The following is a 22,690-nucleotide window of genomic DNA, read 5'->3' on the forward strand; positions in this document are numbered from 1 at the left end:
CAATGCCTTGAAAACGATTTCTCAAGGCATCTTGTTGGGTACAATATTCAAAATTAGAAGGTATAGGTCAAACCGACGTAATAATTACGGCCCAGCTCTTTTTCATTAAATGTAATTCCCGCATCTTTGCCCTTTTTTTCAAGATCAACATCGGTCAGGTTGCGGATACCTGCACGTACAGTCACTGCTGGATCTACTTTGGCAGAGAGACCAATATTGACCAAGGTATAATCAGGTAGTTTTTTCTGATTAATGACCTGATCACCGATATAACTTGCACCCGCCGTTAGAGTTAACCATTCAAGCGGTTTTAAATTAAGATTGGTATTGGCTTGCAGACGTGGACGTTCATCCAGGCGTTTATGTGTTTCACTGTTTTTAGCATCAAGATAAGTCGCATTGGCATCGACAGAAAGCATAGGTAATAAATCAGCCTGTGCTGCAAGCTCTACCCCTTTGATTTTAACTCGCCCTAAATTTACCCAAGCAGCGCCAGTCGGCTTGGATTCACCGTTTGGATCTATGGTATAGGTAATATCACGGCTAATCATATCCTTAATTTCATTCTGGAATAAGGTCACACTCCCGTTCCACGTCGATTTACGGATTGAAGCACTAATTTCATAGTTATCACTGGTTTCAGGCTCAAGGTTTGGATTCCCCCATAAGGTACACCCTCCTCCACAACTGACTATGCCATAATCTTTAGTCATTTGTGCGAGAGACGGCGCTTTAAAGGCTTGTCCATAACCGCCCTTCAACACAATATCATGCGGTAATTGATAAACCAGATAAGCTTTTGGACTGAAATGGTGACCAAACACTTCATGATCATCATAACGACCAGACAAGGATAAAGTCAGCGGATCTGTGATATGAATGTCATCCTGTACAAAGACCGAAGTTGTGCTAACTGAAGCCTTACCTGAATTTTGATAAGTTACACCGTCTTTGACTTCCTGATTATTGTATTCAACACCAGCAACAACGCCGTGAATACTGACATCGAAATTGCTATAAGCACGTAAATTGGTATTATTTTCTTTTAAAGTACGATGTTTAGGTTCATCAAAATCTGAATCATAGTCTTTAATTTCACTATTTTCCTGTTGCGCTGAAACGGTAGTTTTCCCCCAACTCCAGTCACCGCGATGTGTTAGGCCAACTGAATAACGTTCAATCTCCTGACTGGCAAAACCTTCACTTAAATAGTCCCAAGCTGGATAATATTGATAATCCGTCTGGCCATAAGGGCGTTCATCCTTGTTATATCCTAAGTCAAGATCAATATTTTGCTGATCATTGAGTTCATAACTAAGGGTTGAACGTAAATTCTGGGTTTTCTTGCCTTCGATATAATACGCTGGCGTGGCTTGTTTACCTTGTGAGAACCACGCATCACGGTCATATTGTTCAGCTGAAATCGAAAGACCTAATTTATCGGTCAATGCACCAGATGCAGAGGCACCCAGACGATATTGCTGTTTTCCTGTACCGCGATCAACTATATGATATTCCGCATTAATTGCGCCCTGCCATTCATCTGTTGGCTTTTTGGTAATAATGTTAATTACACCGCCAATCGCATCTGAACCATATAGCGCCGACATCGGGCCTCGAATGACTTCTACCCGCTCAATACTGGACAATGGAATCGAGCTAATATCCAGATCGGCATCACGCCATAAGGCACCTGTAGAAGAAATACGTTTGCCATTCACTAGAATCAAGGTATATACCCCGTTTGATTCACGCACCCCACGAATGGTCAACTTTTCACGACCACCGCCATTATAATTTTGCACCCCGACGGTTTTACCCAAGACTTCAGCCAGACTATTTGCTGCTGATTGTTCGATCTGCTCTTTGCTGACAACAGTGATAGAAGCAGGTGCTGTATCTGGGCTTTCTTCTGCCAGGCTGGCAGTGACGACGATCGTAGGTAAGGTCGTCCCCGCTTTCTGGGTTTGTTGATCTTCATTTGCGAATACTGCAAACGGCGTAAATGCTGCAATTGCAATCACTAATTTCTTCTTAGCCAAGACCATTTTTATTGCATCCTCGGTGTTAATAACAATTTTCATTTGTTAATTGTTATCATTTGTAAAGTTTGCGAATCATAGCTATTTATTGATAATCATTCAATAGTTGAAATTATTTTTATTTGAAATTGATAATCATTCTTATTTATGTAAAATTTAGTTATAATCGGCAATTTGAATATTGTTGTATTCCCCTATTCCTTAAACTTTATGCATAAGTAGATAAAATAATGCTATCCCGTTTCTTTATTTTTCATCCGATTTTTGCATCAGTCATTGCTATTATCATTTTGATTTTAGGCTTCTTTTCTATTCTGGCATTACCTGTTGAGCGTTATCCCAATCTTGCCCCGCCCAGTGTGACCGTTGCGACGGTTTATCGGGGGGCATCGGCTGAAACGGTCGAGGACAGTGTCACACAGATTCTGGAACAGCAGATTAAAGGCATTGATCACCTGCTCTATTACACCTCTAATAGCGAATCTTCAGGCCGCAGTACGATTGATATCCATTTTAAAATTGGTACGGATATTGATAAGGCCCAACTTCAAGTACAAAACCAGATGAATAGTGCCCTCAGTCGTCTCCCCGAACAGGTACAGCGTCAAGGTGTAAATATCTGGAAAACCACCGGTGATATGTTACTTATCGTCGGGGTTTATGATGAAACGGGTAAAGCCAACAATATTGACCTGTCCGATTATCTAGTGAATCACTTTGAACAGCCGCTGGCCCAGATTCAGGGCGTGGGAGAAGTTGATATCTTTGGATCGGCCTATGCCATGCGGATCTGGCTCAATCCGAATCAGCTTAAAAACTATAAGTTAATGCCAAGTGATATCGAGAAGGCTTTAGAGGATTACAATACTCAAATTGCCGCGGGTTCAATTGGTTCTATGCCTGCCGCGGCGGATCAGAATATCTATGCCAAAGTGACCGCTGGCTCGCGTTTGAAAACCATTGATGATTTTAAGTCGGTTGTGGTCAAGGCCAATATTGATGGCAGTCTGGTCTATCTTAAAGATGTTGCCCGTGTTGAACTGGGCGCAGAAAATTATGAAAGTATTAATACCTTAAATGGCTTCCCTTCCGCGGGTTTAGGGATTTTTTTAAGTCCTGATGCCAATGCCATTCAGACTTCAAAATTGATCAAGGATAAAATTGCGCAGTTGAGCCACCATTTACCTGCGGGTTATAAGATCGTTTATCCTCGTGACAATACGCCTTTTATTCAGGAATCGATCAAGCAGGTCATCTTTACTTTACTGGAAGCCGTGATTCTGGTGGTGCTGGTGATGTATCTATTTCTACAGAACTGGCGTGCGACCCTGATTCCGACGATTACTGTGCCAATTGTCATTTGTGGCACATTTATCATTCTGTATCTGGCAGGGATGAGTATTAATACCCTCACCCTATTTGCTTTGGTACTTGCGATCGGCTTGTTGGTGGACGATACCATTGTCGTGGTCGAGAATGTTGAGCGACTCATCCATGAAAAACAGCTCGATGTAAGAGAAGCCTGTCTGGCATCCATGCAGGAAATTAGTGGTGCCTTAATCGGGATTACCCTTGTTCTTACGGCGGTGTTTATTCCAATGGCCTTCTTTAGCGGCTCAACGGGCATGATTTACCGTCAGTTTTCAATCACGCTGGTGGCAGCAATGCTCCTGTCGTTAATTGCCGCGATGATGATTACGCCAGCGCTCTGTTCTGTATTACTCAAAAAGCAACAACCTAAACCTGTCTGGGGACAATATTTAGAACGCGGTGTTCACCGAATCAAAAATCTCTTTATTCAGTCAACCCAATACTTACTTCAATTCAGGTACTTTGCTTATCTGGGTGTTGCTACGCTGATTGTGCTACTGGCTTTAATTTATCGGGCTTTACCGACCAGTTTTATTCCGAATGAAGATCAGGGCCTACTGGCAGTACAATTTGCCTTGCAAGATAGTGCTTCTTTAGGCCAAACCCAAGCCGTGGGTAAACAGGTTAATGATTATCTGCTCAAACAAGAAGGCAAAAATATTAAAACCGTTCTAGTGGTCAATGGACAGAATTTCTCTGGACAAGGGCCAAATCTGGGGATGGCCTTTGTTTCATTGAAACACTGGGATGAACGTCAAGGTGATGAAAATACCGCACCTGCCATTCGTGCACGCATGCAAAAGGATCTGTCAGATCTACTCCCAGCACGCGTGATGGTGGGTATGCCAGCCAGTGTCGCAGGTTTAGGACAATCGGATGCCATTGAATTATGGTTGCGTGACTTAACTGGCAAAGGGCGTGAATATTTACAACAACAATTTGCAGAGATTGAAGGTCAGTCAGCCCATTATCCTGCTTTTAGTCAGCTCAGTCCTTTGGTCAGCGACAATAAAGCCGCCGTATATGTTCAACTGGATCAAAACAAGGCAAAAATGCTAGGTCTGGAACAAAGTGAAATCCGCTCTACCCTTTCTACGGCTTGGGGTGGCAGTTATGTTAATGATTTTGTTGAACGTGGTCGGATTAAACGCATCATTATGCAAGGCGATACCGAATACCGTTCTAAACCTGAAGATTTACGCTACTGGCATGTGCGTAATCAATCTGGAGAAATGCTTCCCTTATCCCACTTTGCCCAGACACACTGGACAGGTGGGCCTGAGGTATTAAACCGCTTTATGGGACTGGCGGCGATCCAGCTGGAGGCCAATGTTAGTGATGGATTTAGTTCAGGTCAGGCCATGCATCAACTCTCTGACTTAATTAACCAGCAATCAGGTGTAGATCTGGCTTGGAGTGGATTATCTTTACAGGAACAACAATCCAGTCATCAGGCAATTTATCTGTATGTGATTTCGATTCTGTTTATTTTCCTGTGTCTGGCTGCCTTATATGAAAGCTGGAAAATTCCTTTCATTATCTTATTGGGTTTACCGCTCGGAATTACGGGGACGGTGGTTTTTGCATGGTTATTTGGATTGCCCAATGATGTTTATTTCCAGATTGCATTGCTCACGGCGATTGGATTGTCCTGTAAAAATGCCATTCTGATTGTTGAGTTTGCATCGACAGCACTTGCACAAGGACGAGATAAATATACCGCAGCGTATGAAGCCTTAGCTTTGCGCTTACGTCCCATTATCATGACATCACTGGCATTTGGTGCGGGGATTATTCCCTTAGTCTTTGCTACAGGCGCTGGTGCAGCCAGTCGTTATGAGATTGGCATTAGTGTATTGGGCAGTGTAATTTTTGGGACGATCCTGATACCTTTATTTACCGCCTTCCTATTTGTCATGGTAAATAGCTGGGTCGGTTTGCCTAAACTGGAATGGCGAAATCTGGATATTTTATCCCGTATCCGAAATATGCGTATCAAGCAGGATGAATCTTGATATATAAAAATGCTGGATTGAAAAGGAAGTATTCTTTTCTATTTCAATCCAGCAAAATGATCAATTCACTAAAAAATTCTAAACAATAAAAAATGGCAGTTTTAATCTGCCATTTTTTATTGACTTATTTAAGCTTAAGCAACGAGTTTTTCAATCCATACATCTAATGTTGGTTGTTCGGCAAGATCCTCAAAACTCACTTTTGCGCCGTGTGCCTGCCATTTTCCAACCAGCGTCATTAAACGGACAGAGTCTAAACCGAGCATAAGTAAGTCGTCATGTAATTCGATTTCATGCACAGGGATTTGTAGCTGCTCGCTGACCGCAGCAATAATGCCTTCCTTCGATAAAGCAGTAGCCATGTGCTTGAGATCCCACAAGCGCAGTACCTGACTGGTGGTCATGACCTGACCGCAGCGGGTACTGATATATTTCAATGCCATATCATGCTCAGCACGACTAAAATCCGCCATTGCATCGCCACAGACAAAGGGTTTGATATTGAGCATAAAGGCTTCTGCTGCACTCATGAGACAGCCAATATGCGCATAAACCCCGCAAATCACCAATTGATCTCGGCCCCATTGTTGCATCAACTGCTCAAATTCAGAAAATTTAAAGGCGCTATATCGCCATTTGGTTAAAACCGTATCTGCATCCGTAGCGGCGACATCAGGATGAATACGGGTAATTTGCGGATCTGCCTTTAAGCCTGTTCCCCAAAAGTCAGTCAATAACTGACGATGCTCTGGAGTCTGGTCTCCAGGTTGTGCGGTATACACCACAGGAATGTTGAGTTGACGAGCCTGTTCAATAAGAGCCTGTGTATTTTTTAATAATTCAGGAATGGGGGCTTGTTGCTGATCATAGAAATCTAAGAAATATTGCTGCATATCATGAACCAGTAGAACTGACTGTTTGGCATCTAACTGCCAATGGGTTTTATTTTCAGTGAACTCATGGGCTTGAGGCATGGCATAACTGGCAATTTTAGGAATACTCATTACTTATTTCTCATCTTTTATAAATGACTTGTGGTGAAAGAATTAAACGGTTTCGGTTTGGAGAAGCTGACGAAGCACTTTTTTATCGATTTTGCCAAAGGCGGTATAAGGAAACTGCTCGATAAATTCGATTCGGTCAGGGATCTTATAGGTCGCTAAACCGTAGTCTTTTAAATATTGACGTAGCTGCATACCACGGCGGATCGCACTTGGATCGTTGTCCTGTGTTTGCCATGCAATAAAAGCACAACTTTTTTCGCCCAACATCTCGTCAGGCATCGCCACCAGCGCAGCTAGACGAACTTGAGGATGGGTGACCAACGCTTGTTCCACTTCTTCAGTTGCGATTTTTTCGCCGCCACGATTAATTTGTTCTTTTGAACGGCCTTCCACAACGATACAGCCGTCAGCCCGAATACGAACCAGATCACCTGTGCGGTAGAAACCATCTGGCGTAAATGAACGTGCATTATGTTCGGGCGCCTTGTAATAACCACGAATGGTATATGGGCCGCGTGTGAGCAAATGCCCAATTTCGCCTGTTGCAACAGGTTGATCATGCTCATCAAGCACTAAGATTTCATCGTCGGCTGAGATCTTTAGGCCTTGGGTATGAATAATCTGTTCGGCCGACATATCAAAATGGGTGTAATTCACCAACCCTTCTGCCATACCAAACACTTGTTGCAATCTCACCTGAAAATCATCAATCAACCTACTGGCAACCGTATCGGGTAAGCGCGCACCACCAACTTGTAAACAGCGTAAGGTGGACAAGATGTTATCCTGATCTTTGTCAGCTTTATCCATCCACGGACGAACTAAAGCAGGTACCAGACAGGCATCCGTTACGCTATGTTTACGTATCAAGGCAAAAGCGGTTTCAGGGCTTGGATCACTACCAAGAACGACTGCTCCTCCTGCATAGAAAATACCTAATGCACCTGCTGAGCTCATAGAAAAGTTATGAGCTGCGGGTAACACCATTAACAGACGGGAGCTTTGCTCAAGCTGGCAGATTTTGGCACTTTCTCGCACACTATATAAATAGTCATCATGTGTGCGGGGAATCAATTTAGGAATGCCTGTACTGCCGCCTGAGAGTTGCAAAAAGGCCACTTGATCTGCACTGCTTGGGTGTATTGCCTGTTCCAAAATATCAGTTTTATGCAACAGCGCCGCAAGATCTGAAAACTCGGCTGCATCTCCTAAAACAAAGATATGCTGTAACGCTGGATTGGCTTGCTGGCATTTACGTGCCAATTCACGGTAATCAAACTTTTGTGCCCCGAAGTCAGCACAGAAATAAGCGCTTGCCTGAGTTTGCTGGAAAAAGCTATTCAGCTCAGCATGTCTATGTGCAGGTAATGACATAATAGGCAATGCACCTAAACGGATCAGGGCAAAAAACACCACATAGAACTGGTAACAGTTAGGCATTTGTACCACAGCTTTATCACCTGCACGTAAACCCTGTTGATAGAGGTTATTGGCACAAAAACTGACAAGCTGGTTAAATTGTTGATAATTAAGCGCTATGTCTGCATCGAAGATGGCAATATTCTCAGGGAACTGTTGTGCAGATTGCTGTAAAAAATCACTGAGATTCTGTCCGATCCAGTAGCCCTTTTCGCGATAGCGTGTCGCAAATGCCTCAGGATAAGGCACTGCGCCTTCTAGATAATTTTGCATATTATTTTACCTTCCCCATGATGTGTTCAGATGAAAACCCAAAACCATCTAATACAGTCCTAAATTTGGCCGCAGTTTCTGCATGCTCTGCACTTGGATCAGATGCAGCAACAATGCCTGCTCCTGCAAATAGGCGGGCGATATTGTGCTGGATACGTGCGCAACGAACGGTGACAGACCATTCGCCATTGCCTTGGGCATCTGCCCAACCCATTGTTCCGGCAAAAAGCTCCCGATTAAAGGGTTCCAGTTGCTCAATCAAACCTTTCGCTACTGTTGTTGGCTGCCCACAGATCGCCGGTGTTGGATGCAGTTTTTCAACCAAATCGAAAACGTGAATGTCTTTGTTTTTCAATTCACCTTCAATACGGCTGGCTAGATGCCATAAACGTTGGGTTCTAATGAGTGAAGGTTGTTTTGGAATATGTAGTTTTTTACAGAAAGGACTTAATTGATCCGCGATCATTTCGATCACAACCGCATGTTCATGCTGATCTTTTGCGGAAGCCAATAATTGTTGTGCATTGTGCTGATCCTGAATCGGATCTGTATCTCGTGCCAAAGTACCAGCGACGGGTTTACTCCAGACCTGAGTCCCCTGTTTAGCGACCAAAAGTTCAGGACTTGCGCCAACAAACCAGCCTTCATGTGCCGAATCGCGGGCAACTGCATAATTATAGCCTTCGGGATTATCTTGACTTAAATGATAAAAGAGCTGGGAGATATCAATATCATCAGACAGTTCTAATTCTAAAATTCTGGCAAGTACGGCTTTATTCAATTCACCTTGCTGCATTTTATGCACCAGTTCAGCGACTTGAGCTTGATATTGCTCACCAGAAGGAATAAAGCGGGCCTGTTCTATCGTACTTGCTGTTATTTCTTTATGAGATGAGGTGTAAAGTAGCTTTTGATAAAATTTCACCTCATCCATCAGCATAAGATTGACATCTTGCGCGTTGGAAAATGGAATCCCGCCGAGAATCTTTGCCTGTGGATGGCCTTGTTGAATCACCTGATTCAGTTGAGATCGTGCCTGTTTTAACCAGTCAGATAAATGACTGTCTGGCGCAATATCGATATCCTGCAATTTATGCTGGCTTTTCAGGACATAGTCTGGCGTTGTAAAGTAGAAACCCGCATCGCGATCACATTGCAAGATTTCTTGGGCGAATGCCACCCGACTTTCGGTATAGTTTTCTTTTTGAATAAAATAGGGATGTTGTATAGACATTGACTATACTCCTTTTACGACATCTTATTTTTAAGTTTTAAAGTGTTAAGAATTTATGTTTTTACACGCCTAGCGTGGCGCCGCCGTCAACGACAATTTCCTGCATGGTAATTTGCGCAGCTTGATCTGAAAGTAGAAAGACCACCACATTGGCAATATCTTCAGGTTCTGCAAGTTTCTGAAGTGGAATCCCCGTCCTGTATTGGGAAAGATCACCATTGACCACCGCCGCGGGAGGCTGATCCGTTGTCCATAATTGTTTTTGCATGTGGGTCAAGGTTGAACCAGGTGACACGATATTCACGCGGACATGATGTTGTGCTGTTTCTAATGCCAGATTGCGACAATAATGACTTAAAGCAGCCTTGCTCGTGGCATACATCCCCAGTTGTATACGTGGCATACGGGCACTATTGGAACTGACCGTAACAATACTCCCCTGTTTTTTGGCACATAAATATTGGGCCACTTGCTGACTGATCGCAATCGGTGCGAGCAGATTCACGGCGAATGTGCGTTGCCAATCCTCATTTTTTGCATCGAGCAACGAGGTCATGATTAAAATTCCTGCGGCATTTACCAGTCCAACAACGTTGTACTGCGCCAGAATTTCTTCAATCACTTTTTTTGTCTCGGCTTCGTCGGTGATATCCAATTGAATACCTTTCCATCGTGAAGCGAGTTCGGTTGTTAGGTTTTGGGTTATTTCCCAGTGTTCGGGCTGTGCTTGCTGATCAAGGCCAATGACGGTAAAACCTTGCTGCAGTAATCGAGATGAAATTGCTGCACCAATGCCTCTGGCTGCTCCCGTTACAATGACGGTAGAGCTCATATGAATACTCCAAATTTGCGACCAATTTTTTGATCGCCGAACATAATTGCAAATAATTATCATTACAATCAAGCTGGCAATTTTCACTTTTTTATCAAATAAGAAAAAAATGGTTGTTTTTAAAGCTAATTTCTTTCTTAAATTATTGTTTTTTATCATTAAGCGAAATTGGTGTGTTTTTTTATTGAATATAATGATAATTATTTTCATTTACAAATGAGAATCATTCTATTATTGTTGGGCCGCTTTCTAGTCGATATATGGACTTAAGATGAAGCCAAATTACTTTCCAATTCATCCAATATTCCAACAAAAAAACTTAGGTTCTGACATCTGGTGGAATTCAGTCGAACACATCGGTACCCCTCTTGTTATTGAAGATAACCAGCAGTTGCACTGTACTTTTTTATGGCGTCGTCAGTCAGAAACTGAATCGACCTATATTGATGTGTATTCGCAAAGCCCTTCCATTTATCAACAATGGAATGCATTCCAGCAGATTGAAAATACGGATATTTCCTTTTTTGAAATAACGCTGCCTCTAAATTGGTCTGGTAGTTATGTATTGGTGACGACCCCTGATAGTGCGCCTGAAACGCCAGAGGCACAGCTTCGTCGCAAATGGTGGATCAACCAGCTCCAGCATTATGTACAGGTGGATCGCCTCAATCCTTACCCACCCTATCCTGCGCAAGTTTCGCGTTGGGTCAATCAATTGCATTTGGGGCAGCCACAAGATTCTCGGCAAGCAAACGTGTCTCCCGTTTATGAGTCGATTGAATGGCACAGCCAGCATCTGGCAACAAACTATCAAGTTGACTTCTACCAGACCGCGCCGCTGACACAGAACAGCCCATTGGTGATTCTTCTGGATGGACAAGTCTGGAGTCGGCATCTACCGATTTTACAAGATATCCAGTCTCGTACCGATCAGGGCCAGATGGGTCCGGCAAGTTATGTATTCCTACACAGTATCAATAGTGAACAACGTTGTCTCGACTATGGTTGTCGTGACCTGTTTTCACAAGCCATTGTTGAAGAGCTGATTCCGTATATTCAGCAAAACTTCTCTTTATCCCCATCCACTCCCGTATTTTTATGCGGTCAAAGTCTAGGTGGTTTATGCGCTCTGCATTCACTTTTACTTTATCCCACCGCTTTTCAGGGTCTGATTTTGCAATCAGGCTCGTACTGGTGGTCCGATTATTCAAACAGTGATTTCTTAAATGGTCATACACAACGCTTTTTAGAGGTGATCGAACACTATCTGCAACCGATTCCCAACGAGACTCAAATCTTCATCCGTACTGGCGCTTATGAAACAGATATGCGTGAAGACAGCCAATTACTTTACGCGACCTTAAGTTCAGTACGACCTACCCAGATTCACACCTTTGCAGGTGGCCATGACGCAATCAATTGGAAATATGATCTGGTTGACACGCTGCAAACCCTAATTTCTTAAAAAAACCTTGAATTTTCAAAGGAAAAACATGATGAGTACTTTACAAGAAAATTATATCAATCCATTTGATAACGAAAACCTATCCTTCTTCGTGCTTAAAAATATAAAAGGTGAATTCAGCTTATGGCCTGAGTTTCATACCTTACCTGCTGGTTGGGAGGTGCAATTAGGACCAACCACGCGTTCTGAGTGTATTGGCTATGTCGAGCAGCATTGGAAAGCAATTAATCCATTCCAAGTGACTTAATGGAGTTATCGATATGAACCAAGCATTACATAATGAATTTATTCAGGAACCGACACAGCCTGTACGCTTAAATCTGCTTTCAACTCAACAAGGGATTTTCCTTGCAGATCATTTAAGTGCGATTGAAGACTTATATACCATTGCACATTGTCTGGAATTACCAAAAACACTGGATCTGGCAACATTCAAGCGAGCCATTCAGCTGGGGTTGAGTGAAGCAGATACGGTCACGGCGCAGTATTCCTGCAATCCTGCGGAACCATTCTTACAGCTCAAAAATCAGGTTGAAATTCCAATTGAAGAATTTGATTTTTGTCATCTTTCACCAGAGCAGGCACAAAAACGCTTGTGGGACTGGATGCCGACCGACCGTCAATATGCCAAGTCATTAAAAAACAACGACAGCAATCTTTATCGTCAGGTGCTGTTTGTTTGCCACGATAAAGTGTATTGGTATCAACGCTATCATCACATCATGCTAGATGGTTTTAGTATCATTAATCTGACCAAGCGCATTGTTGAGATTTACCAGCAGCTTCAAAAGGATGAACTGAAAGCCTCACCTTTTATTACCGTAAAAGATGTGATTGCAGAAAGACAAGCCTATGAGGCCAGTCCAAAGTATCAGGAAGATCAGGCTTTCTGGAAAAATTATTGCCAAGACCTTGCTTCACCAGTCACCTTAAGTACTCATCATCTTGCGGCAAAAACAACCGCCCGATTTATTAAACATCAGTTGCATTTCTCTCAAGGAATTCTTGCACAAATTCAGGCTTTGGCTTCGGCTGCCAAACTGGCTTTGCCTGACATGATGATGGCGTTGTCGCTACATTATCTTTATAAAATGACAGACAAGTCTGAACTGGTCATGGGCGTTCCATTCATGCGCCGTCTGGGTTCCAAAGCCATTCGTGCCTTATTACCTACAGTCAATGTTCTGCCTGTTCAATTTCAGGTAAATCCGCAGCATAGCTGGATCAGTCTGGCGCAGCATGTTCAGGCGCAGTTGGCACAAATTCGCCCGCACCAAAAATATGATGCAGAACAGATTTTACGTGACTTAAATTCGATTGATGCCCATGAGCGTATTTATGGCCCTATCCTGAATTATAAGGCGTTCGATCAGGATCTGGTGATTGATGATCAGGCTGTGAAAACCCATCATATTTCCACGGGGCCAATCGATGATTTTGAATTTTCGTTTATCGTTCAAAATCAGGAATTGATGATTGAGCTACGAGCCGATGCAGCCCGCTATACGCAAGATGAATTGTTAATGCATAGTCAGCGTTTGACTTTATTGCTTGAACAATGTCTTGCCCGACCTGAGCAAAGCTGTGCGCCATTTAGAATCACGACTACCCCAGAACAGCATCTTCTTGCTCAAGCGGGTACGGGGCCACGAGTTACGCATCCTGAAAGTTATAACAATGTGCTGGATATTTTTTATGAACAGGCCAGCAAATATCCAGACCGAATTGCGATTCTGAGCGGTGAACGCGAATCATTGTATCAGCTCACTTTTGCTGAATTAAAAGCACAGATCAACCAGTTTACCCGTTTCTTACAAGCTCACGGCGCCACGAGAAATACCGTGATTGCGGGTGCGATTCCGCGCTCAGCAGAATCTGTGGTGATGATGTTATCCGTACTGAATTCGGGTGCAAGTTTCTTACCGCTGGATCTCGACTATCCCGTTGATCGTATGCAAATGATGTGTGAGGATGCGACCCCCCTCTTCGTTTTAACCACACAGGCACTCTCAAATCAGTTGCCACAAGCTTTGCAGCAAATTCATTTGGATGATGAGGCTGTTCGAGCGAAAATTCGTGCGCAGGATGCAGCAGATATTCCGGCAGAGCAGCGACGTTTTGATTTTCAGGATGTGGCCTATGTCATTTTTACGTCAGGAAGTACAGGACGACCTAAAGGTGTAATGAACACTCACGGTTCTTTGCTCAATCTGATTCTTGTACATCAACATACGATCTATTTCCCTGTGCTGGAAGCGGTACAACAACGTTTCCCTGATCGACCACTCAGAGCGGCTCATACGCATTCGTTCTCATTCGATTCTTCATGGTTACAGGTCTTCTGGTTAATTTGGGGCCAAGAGCTACATATTTTTGATGAGAATATGCGCCGTGATGCGTATGGGCTGGTACAGGAAATCCAACAACGTCAAATTGATACGCTTGATTTACCGCCATCTTTCTGTGCCCAGATGATCAGCAATGGATTATTTGAGCAAGGCCAGCATCATCCAAGCCTGATTTTGATTGGTGGTGAAGCTGCGCCATTGGCCTTATGGCAACAATTGAATGCACAGCCTGATTTATTTGCGCATAACTTATATGGGCCAACCGAATATACGGTTGATACTTTCCGTGCAGAGTTAAAATTGACGGAACGCCCTGTGATTGCCAATCCGATTGGCAATACCCAAGCTTATGTGCTGGATCAGAATCTGCAACGCTGCCCAATTGGTGTCATTGGTGAGTTATATATTTCAGGTTTTGGTATTGCCAATGGTTATCTGGGACGAGCGGATTTAAGTTCAACCCGTTTTATTGCCAATCCATTTGAACACGGACAGCGTATGTACCGTACGGGTGATCTGGTGCGGTGGAATATGGCAGGTAAACTTGAATTTATGGGACGTTGCGACGATCAGATCAAGATTCGTGGTTATCGTGTCGAAATTGGTGAAGTCGAAAATGCCCTTTCAGTACTGCCAAATATTGAAAGTGTGGTGGTGATTGCGGAACCGATCAATAATAGCCACCGTCTTTTGGGCTATTGTGTGGTGAAAGAGATTCAACTCGATGAAGCAAAAAGCGAGAAACTCAGCCAGCATTACCTTAGTTTATTACGTCAAAACCTGCCTGATTATATGGTGCCCTCAGCCTTGACTGTAATGCAGGAGTTCCCGCGTAATGTCAGTGGTAAAGTCGATAAAAAGGCGCTGCCAAGACCGCAAATCCGTACTCAAAGTCGTGCCGCCCAAACACCAGAACAACATTTGCTGTGTCAGATTGCGGCTACTGTTTTAAAGCTTGAGCAGATCGGCATTGACGATGATTTCTTTATGACGGGTGGCGACAGTATTTCTGCCATCATGTTATGTACCCAATTGCGTCAACATGGCTATGGTTTAAAACCGAGTGATGTCTTCCAGCTCAAAACCATTGCAACTATGGCCACTCAACTGGAAGTACTGGATCCTAGAGATATTGATTACACCATGCAGTCGGTTTTTGATGATCAAATCATTCAGAAGGTGCAAGCAGAATATGGACAGGATTCGATTGTTTTACCGCTATTGCCGCTACATAAAGGCATGTTGTTCCATGCGCAGCTTGAACAGCAACAGGCTAGCTATAATGCCTTTACTCGCCTGAGTCTCACAGGTGAGATTGATCTGATCCAGTTACAACAGGCATTGACTAATGTATTAAGAAAACACCCGCAACTGGCAGGCTGTTTTGATAGTACATTGCATGATGAACCAATCTTTGTCTATACGCCGAATCCAACTCGAATCTGGCCTGTAGATGTATATAGCAGTACCCCTGAGACCCTAGAAAAATGCATTGCAGATGTGCTTAAGCAACCGATGCAGTTGCATCAGGCGTATGGACTGATTCGTGCTGTGTTGATCCAGACTTCATCTCAACAATCTGAATTGATTTTGATGGTGCATCATTTGTTGACAGACGGTTGGTCTACCCCGCTGTTTATGCAAGATTTCATTCAAGCTTATCAGAACCCCGAGCAAAGCCTCACAGTTGCCAAACATGCCTATGCCGATGTCATTCTGCAACTGGTACAGCAAGACCATACTCGTTCTAAACAGATCTGGCAGCAGGATTTGGCCGATGCTCAAGCTTTAGTTTTATTTGAACATGCCAAGAAACAAAACGTACAGGAAACCCAACATCGCTTAAATGCAAAATTGAGTGCAGCGCTTCAACATAAGCTGCGTCAAACGGGCATTACCTTAAATGTATTTATGCAAATGATCTGGGCAATGTGCTTACAGAGCTATGCGCATCGTGAAGATATCCTGTTTGGTACACCTGTTGCGGGGCGTTCTGCTCCCGTGAACGGTATCGAGCAGCAAATTGGTCTATTCCTGAATACCATTCCTGTACGTGTCCAACTACAGATGCAGCAGAATTTATGGCAGCAATTGCATCATCTGCAACAATTGCATATTCGTCATTTGGAACATGATGGTTTAGGACTGAATGAAATACAGCAGCAATTGGGTCAAGGCAGCTTATTTGACAGTCTATTAGTGGTTGAGAATTATCCTGACCATCAATATCTGCAACAACACTTAGGTTCAGCAAAAATTGAAAAGCTGACCAATCGTGGCTATAGCCATTATCCTCTGGCCTTGCTGGTGATTCCTGATCAGGAAATTGAGTTATTACTGGAACAACGTGGTGTGATTGCACAGCCAGCGCAATTCTTGCAACGTATTGAACAATTGATTCAGACCGCATTGGAACAACCTGAAACTGCATTGCAGCATTATCCATTGCAATTACCTGTTGAACAGCAATTGATTGAGCAGATCAATCAAACTACACATGATGTTCCGTATACAACCTTGCAGCAATTGTTGCGTACACAGGCATTGCGCCATCTAGAAGCCATTGCGCTGGTGGATGAAGAACATCAGCTCAGCTTTGCGCAAGTACGTCTGCAAGTTTGTACACTGGCGAAACGATTACAGCAATCCGGTGTTCAGGCTGGTGATATTGTCGCAATCGCTTTACCTCGTTCAGTCAAACTGAGTATTGCGATTCTGGCTGTGATTGAAGCGGGTGCAGCCTATTTGCCGATCGATATTCAGCATCCGACAGAACGTATCAAGTATATGTTGCAAGATGCCAAGCCGCGACTAACCCTTACCGCAGCAGACTTATTAACAGATATCGATACACCGAAACTGAATTTTGAAAGCTTATTTGATGTAGCCGATACCGCACTGACCAATTATAGAATTACATTGGTGAGTCCACAGCAGCCTGCCTATATTATTTATACCTCGGGTACCACAGGTCAGCCCAAAGGTGTGATAGTGTCTCATCAGGCAATTGTGAATCGTATTTTATGGATGCAGCACCAGTACCCACTGGATATCAATGACAGCATCTTGCAAAAAACACCATGCAGTTTTGATGTTTCCGTGTGGGAGTTTTTCTGGTCTTATCTGGTGGGTGCACGTCTAGTGATGGCACCTGTAGATGCGCATCGTGATCCAATGGCTTTGCTGGATATTATTCAGCAGAAGAATATCACGACTTTGCATTTTGTCCCTTCCATGCTGTCTGTATTTGATGAAGCGGTCACTGCATTTTTAACGGATGAGCAACGTAAGGCACTGCCATTAAAACGTGTGTTCTGTAGTGGTGAAGCATTGCCGACTGCAATGGCGCAGGCCTTTAATCAACATTTCAGTGCTGAATTACATAATCTATATGGCCCAACAGAAGCAGCCGTGGATGTGAGTTATATGGATGCGCAACAGGCCCAGTTCACATCTGAAAATAGTATTGCGATTGGCTATCCAGTCTGGAATACCCAACTCTATATTCTGGATCAATATTTACGCCCGCTCCCGATCGGTGCTGAAGGTGAACTGTATTTGGCTGGTGATCAGCTGGCGCTGGGATACTTGCAACGTGCGGATCTAACGGCGACACGTTTTGTGGCGAATCCATTTCAGGCTGGACAACGGATGTACCGTACAGGTGATATTGCCCGCTGGAATATAGATGGCAGTATTCAATATGTGGGCCGTGCAGATGATCAGCTTAAAATCCGTGGACAACGTATTGAATTAGGTGAAATCGAACAGCAATTACGTCTGGTCAGTCAAATTGATGAAGTTGTGGTTCAACCAATGTCTGTTTCAGAAGATCAAAATGCGACTGATCTACAACTGGTTGCTTATCTAAAAACCACACAAAGTGTTGATGCTGGCAGTTTGAAGAAACGTTTAGCGAAACACTTGCCGACTTATATGATTCCAAGCCATTTCATTGCGCTTGAGACTTTGCCTTTAAGCCATAACGGTAAATTAGACCGTAAAGCATTGCCACGCCCGCAATTGAATCACTCTTCACAGCAGCGATTTGCTTCAAGTGAAACCGAATTAAAACTGGAACAGATTTTCCAGAATATCTTGGGATTAACGCGTCGTATCCATGTCGAGGAAGATTTCTTTGCGCTTGGAGGTCATTCGATTCTTGCCATGAAACTGGCGATTGAAATTAAAAAGACTTTTGAGCGAAGTCTGGCGGTGAATCAAATCATGACGGGTGCCAATATTGAAAAACTGGCGGAGCAAGTGCAACTACAAAATCTAATGAATCAGGCCAAAGATGAAGCTGGTTTTGACACAACTTTCATGATCCGTGAGGCAAAAACCAAACCTGTGTTCTGTATTTATCCAGGTTCTGGTCTGGCTTGGCAATATAGCGTGCTCAACCGTTATTTACATCCCGATATTAGCCTGATTGGTTTGCAATCCCCTCGTCCAAATGGCGCGCTGGTTTATAGCCAGAGCATGGATGAGCTGATTGATCATCAATTAAAACAGATACTGGACATACAGCCGGAAGGCCCATTTACCTTCTTGGGATATTCTCTGGGTGGAACGATTGCCTATGGCCTTGCAGATCGTTTGCAACGTTTAGGTCATGAGGTTGCTTTTGTGGGCTTGTTAGACACCTATCCTGCGGAAATTCATGAATGGAACATGCAAAATGCCGCGGTTGTAACCGAAGAAGCAGAACAGGAACAAATTCAGTTCTTTAATCAGGTTTTAGATGGTGCTGATGAAGCGCTGAATGAAGAAAAAGACAGTTTGCAGGAATACATTTTTGCGAATTATCGAGATGCCGTGCGTCTGTTGAGCCAACATACAACCACTGCTTACGCGGGCAAGATCCATGTTTTTGTGGCTGAGCAATCACTCCCTGCCTATATCCAGCCCCAACAAAACTGGCAACCTCTTGTGAATGAGCTGGAAATTATCCATTTGCCAGAAGCCAGTCACGAAACCTTATTATCGCCTGAACAATTGACCACATTAGGGCCATTGTTAAATGACTATCTCAGTCAAGTCTATCAATTAAAGGATTCAAAGCATGAAGCTTAAAAATATCTTGACTGACTTTAGTCTGCTTAAAGTGAATACACATTTCCGAAATGTTTTTATTGCCCGAACCGTTTCGCTGCTGACGATTGGGATGTTAATTGTTGCGATTCCACAACAAGTCTATCAAATGACGCAGGATGTCTTTCAGGTTGCAATTGTGACTGCTTTTGAAGGCATTGCCATGTTTATCGGTTTGCTGTTGGGTGGTGTACTTTCGGATCGCTATGATCGTAAAAAACTGATTCTATTTGCCCGTTTGGTTTGTGGTTTTGGGTTTATGGGCTTGGCGGTGAATGCCATGCTCGATACACCTTCGCTTTATGCACTTTATTTTTTAAGTGCGTGGGATGGCTTTTTCGGCGCTTTAGGTGTCACGGCAATGATGGCGATTATGCCGATCATTGTTGGGCGTGAAAACATTGTGCAAGCGCGTGCCATCAGTATGGTTTCGGTACGTCTGGCGACAGTAATTTCACCTGCGATTGGTGGAATTGTGATTGCCGCGAGCAGTGTTGCTTGGGCTTACTGGATTGCGACGATTGGTACCTTGTTTACGGTGTTGTTATTACTTGGCCTACCTGTATTAAAACCACAAACCGAAAGTGAAGATGAGCATCCGGTCCAGCAATTATTACAAGGTTTCAAATTCGTTTTCCAGAATAAAGTGGTGGGTAGCACCATTCTGATTGGTACGATTCTAGGCTTCACTAGCGCCATTCGTATTCTTTTCCCACAGATCGTTGACCAACAATTTGCAGGAGGTGCATTTGAATTGGGCTTGATGTACTCCGCAGTGCCATTAGGTGCAACTTTGGGTGCACTATTAAGTGGCTGGACTGCCAGTTTAACCCGACCGGGTACAGTGATGATCTATGCCAGTCTTGCCGTTTTTGCCTGTATGTTTTTGATTGGCTTGTCGCCGTGGTTGCTGTTGACCTTGGTGATCTTAAGTGTGTTCGGCTATCTTTCAGCAATCGCCAACCTGTTGCAATACAGCATCGTACAAGGTCATACGCCTGATGAATATTTAGGTCGTATCAATGCCATCTGGTTGGCTCAGGATGCATCTTCTGACTCGATTGCCACCACAATTCTGGGTGCACTGACACGCTTCCTGCCTATCTCAAGCAGTATTTTTATCTTCAGTGGCTTGAGCTTTGCACTTGGGCTGGGTTTTTTGATGAGTGCTGAAAAGATCAGAGACGCAAGTTTTAATGATCCTGATCTGCAACAAAGTTAGAATTTTCTCATGCAGATAGATGGCGACTTTGCCATCTATCTGTTTTATCCATATCTAAGAAATTAATTGCTTTGTACTATGTATGTAATGACATCATTATTATTAAATTGCCAATAACCCTGATATTCAGGCTTTAATCCATAACAATTTTCGGTTTTTTGATCAAATTTTAAAATAGCTGATTGATTTTTCATGTTCATTTCAACCGTTGTGGCTTCCAAGAAATCAATATAATTTTGAGCAACTGGATAAACAGCTTTATAGAGACTTTCCTTTAAAGAAAAAATAAGCGTCAGGTATGCACGAAAACTTAAATATTGCGAGATTTCGGCTTGCCATAATCTTTGTTCGCATGGAGTCAAAATCAGTGCTGCACTTTCCTCGGCAAAACTAGTCTCAACGATTCGTTCTATATCTATACCTAAATATTCAGATTGCGATGAAATCGCCACAATCACCTGCTCATTTGAATGACTGATACTGCCAATAAAGCCTTTAGGCCATTGCGGTAATTTTAGCTGCGTCGAATTAATACACATTAAGCAATTAAAATGTTGTTGCAAGATGGCTTGTGCCAGAATACGTCCTGCAAAAAACTCATTGAGGCGTTTTGCGCTGGCATTTTCCAAGTAACTCGGTCGTTCAAGTGTATAAGACTGTCGAATCTGGTTGATTATTGGAATGTCTGCACGATAACAAATCGTGTTTGCTGTAAGTGGGATCAGTGTTGCATGTTGCAGGCAAGCTGATGCTAGCGTTGGTGGAATTTCTAAAAAATAATTCATCAAGTGTTACAGGTATTATTGCCTGAACATTATACATAATTAAGATAATGATTATTATTATCTAAAACCTTCATTCTTTTTATCGCTTAAATTTCATTTTCTTGTTTTAATCTTGATTTGACTGAAATCATGCTCCAAAAATAAAATTATCTTAGCCCGTTGACTATACTTATAATCCAAATTTTATGAGAAACCGAATGGATTCGAATCAACTTCAAGACCTTGTTGCACGCTATCCGATTGTGAAAGATCTGATTGAACTTAAAGAGACGATCTGGTTTAACTCCACATTTACTACACTTGAGCAGGGTTTACCGTATGTTGGCCTGACTCAAGATGATATTGATGATGCTCGTGATCGTTTACAACGTTTTGCACCCTACCTCATGGCGGTTTTTCCAGAAACCAGTGTAAGTCATGGCATTATTGAATCAGAGCTTAGCGCAATCCCTTATATGCAAAAGTCTCTTGAAACGCACTTCCATCAGATCATTACAGGCAAACTATGGCTGAAAAAAGACAGCCATTTGCCTATTTCTGGATCAATTAAAGCACGTGGAGGGATCTATGAAGTGTTATTTCGAGCCGAGCAACTGGCCTTACAAGCGAATTTGCTCACTATTCAAGATGATTATGCCAAACTGAATAGTCCAGAATTTAGAAAATTTTTTGGTCAATACAGCATCGCTGTCGGCTCAACAGGTAATTTAGGACTTTCCATTGGCATCATGAGTGCCAAACTGGGCTTTGATGTGACGGTTCATATGTCTGCCGATGCACGGCAATGGAAAAAAGACAAATTACGCGCTCATGGGGTTACCGTAATTGAGTATGAGCAAGATTACGGCATTGCGGTACAGGAAGGCCGTAAAGCAGCGTTAAAGAATCCCAATTGCTTTTTTATTGATGATGAAAACTCTAAGACCCTGTTCTTGGGCTATGCCGTTGCGGGTGAACGTTTAAAGAAACAGCTGGATCAACATCATATTATTGTGGATCAAGCACATCCTTTATTTGTTTATCTACCTTGCGGTGTCGGTGGTGGCCCTGGAGGTGTTGCATTTGGTCTAAAAATGGCGTTTGGCGATCACGTGCATTGCATCTTTGCCGAACCTACCCACTCCCCATGTATGTTACTCGGTGTCGCGACGGGGCTACATGATGAAATCTCAGTTCAGGATATTGGTATTGACAATATTACGGCGGCAGATGGTCTCGCCGTGGGACGTGCTTCGGGCTTTGTCGGCCGTGCCATGCAACGATTGTTAGATGGTTTTTATACACTAGACGATCAAACCATGTATAGCTTACTCGGAATGCTCAACCAGTCCGAAAATCTGAAACTTGAGCCTTCTGCACTCGCAGGTATGTTAGGGCCAATTCTAGTGAGTAAACATCAAAGTTATGCGGACTTACATCAATTTACTGAGCAGCAGTTACAGCATGCCAATCATATTGTATGGGGGACTGGCGGTGGGATGGTTCCCATAGAGGAAATGCAAAATTATCTGACTAAAGCTTAAAGCCCCTCTTTAAACATTCCAACAGCACGGCAGAAGTCACGCTGTTGGAATATTTATATGATT

General features: G+C 43.2%; 12 protein-coding genes and 1 pseudogene. 6 read left to right on the forward strand and 7 right to left on the reverse strand.

Annotated elements, in window-relative coordinates:
• Positions 1-53: 53 nt before the first annotated feature.
• A complete protein-coding gene (locus tag IEV36_RS01895; protein WP_005257592.1) occupies positions 54-2,048 on the reverse strand; it encodes a TonB-dependent receptor plug domain-containing protein in 1,995 nt (664 codons plus the stop codon).
• A 224-nt stretch (positions 2,049-2,272) separates the two neighbouring features.
• Here IEV36_RS01895 and IEV36_RS01900 point away from each other — a divergent pair, with 224 nt between their 5' ends.
• A complete protein-coding gene (locus IEV36_RS01900) occupies positions 2,273-5,428 on the forward strand; it encodes a multidrug efflux RND transporter permease subunit (RefSeq protein ID WP_005257593.1) in 3,156 nt (1,051 codons plus the stop codon).
• Between the two features lie 134 nt (positions 5,429-5,562).
• On the opposite strand, the gene IEV36_RS18750 is transcribed toward IEV36_RS01900, so the two are convergent.
• From IEV36_RS18750 to IEV36_RS01920, 5 genes and pseudogenes are all read right to left on the reverse strand, one after another.
• The gene (locus IEV36_RS18750; RefSeq protein WP_227504686.1) at positions 5,563-5,790 is read right to left on the reverse strand and encodes a phosphopantetheine-binding protein; all 228 of its coding nucleotides are present in this window, start codon (positions 5,788-5,790) and stop codon (positions 5,563-5,565) included.
• Between the two features lie 12 nt (positions 5,791-5,802).
• Positions 5,803-6,432: pseudogene (locus tag IEV36_RS01905) on the reverse strand (isochorismatase family protein); the annotation flags it as partial.
• 42 nt (positions 6,433-6,474) lie between these two features.
• Positions 6,475-8,124 carry a (2,3-dihydroxybenzoyl)adenylate synthase gene (locus tag IEV36_RS01910; protein WP_005257594.1) on the reverse strand — a complete coding sequence of 550 codons (1,650 nt, stop codon included), beginning with the start codon at positions 8,122-8,124 and terminating at the stop codon, positions 6,475-6,477.
• Between the two features lies 1 nt (position 8,125).
• A complete protein-coding gene (locus IEV36_RS01915) occupies positions 8,126-9,358 on the reverse strand; it encodes an isochorismate synthase (protein WP_005257595.1) in 1,233 nt (410 codons plus the stop codon).
• Positions 9,359-9,419: 61 nt separating this feature from the next.
• On the reverse strand, positions 9,420-10,190 hold the full coding sequence (locus tag IEV36_RS01920) for an SDR family oxidoreductase (RefSeq protein ID WP_005257598.1): 771 nt from the start codon (positions 10,188-10,190) through the stop codon (positions 9,420-9,422).
• A 271-nt stretch (positions 10,191-10,461) separates the two neighbouring features.
• Between IEV36_RS01920 and fes the strand changes: the two genes are divergently transcribed.
• The 4 genes from fes to entS are packed head-to-tail and all read left to right on the forward strand — an operon-like array spanning position 10,462 to position 20,319.
• Positions 10,462-11,655 carry an enterochelin esterase gene (fes, locus tag IEV36_RS01925; protein ID WP_005257599.1) on the forward strand — a complete coding sequence of 398 codons (1,194 nt, stop codon included), beginning with the start codon at positions 10,462-10,464 and terminating at the stop codon, positions 11,653-11,655.
• A 31-nt stretch (positions 11,656-11,686) separates the two neighbouring features.
• Positions 11,687-11,902, forward strand: coding sequence for an MbtH family protein (locus IEV36_RS01930; RefSeq protein WP_032863903.1), 216 nt, complete (start codon positions 11,687-11,689; stop codon positions 11,900-11,902).
• A gap of 13 nt (positions 11,903-11,915) precedes the next feature.
• A complete protein-coding gene (locus tag IEV36_RS01935; RefSeq protein ID WP_005257601.1) occupies positions 11,916-19,079 on the forward strand; it encodes a non-ribosomal peptide synthetase in 7,164 nt (2,387 codons plus the stop codon).
• The gene (gene entS, locus IEV36_RS01940) at positions 19,069-20,319 is read left to right on the forward strand and encodes an enterobactin transporter EntS (RefSeq protein WP_005257602.1); all 1,251 of its coding nucleotides are present in this window, start codon (positions 19,069-19,071) and stop codon (positions 20,317-20,319) included. The genes IEV36_RS01935 and entS overlap by 11 nt, the downstream gene beginning before the upstream one ends.
• 62 nt (positions 20,320-20,381) lie before the next feature.
• Here the strand turns inward: entS and IEV36_RS01945 are convergent, their stop codons facing one another.
• A complete protein-coding gene (locus tag IEV36_RS01945) occupies positions 20,382-21,104 on the reverse strand; it encodes a 4'-phosphopantetheinyl transferase family protein (RefSeq protein ID WP_005257603.1) in 723 nt (240 codons plus the stop codon).
• 197 nt (positions 21,105-21,301) lie between these two features.
• On the opposite strand from IEV36_RS01945, the gene dsdA reads away from it, so the two are divergent.
• Entirely contained in the window at positions 21,302-22,627 is a 1,326-nt protein-coding gene (gene dsdA, locus IEV36_RS01950) for a D-serine ammonia-lyase (RefSeq protein ID WP_005257604.1), read from the forward strand.
• The last annotated feature ends 63 nt before the right edge of the window (positions 22,628-22,690 follow it).

The sequence above is a fragment of the Acinetobacter vivianii genome, assembly GCF_014635885.1.
Classification (GTDB): Bacteria; Pseudomonadota; Gammaproteobacteria; order Pseudomonadales; family Moraxellaceae; genus Acinetobacter; species Acinetobacter vivianii.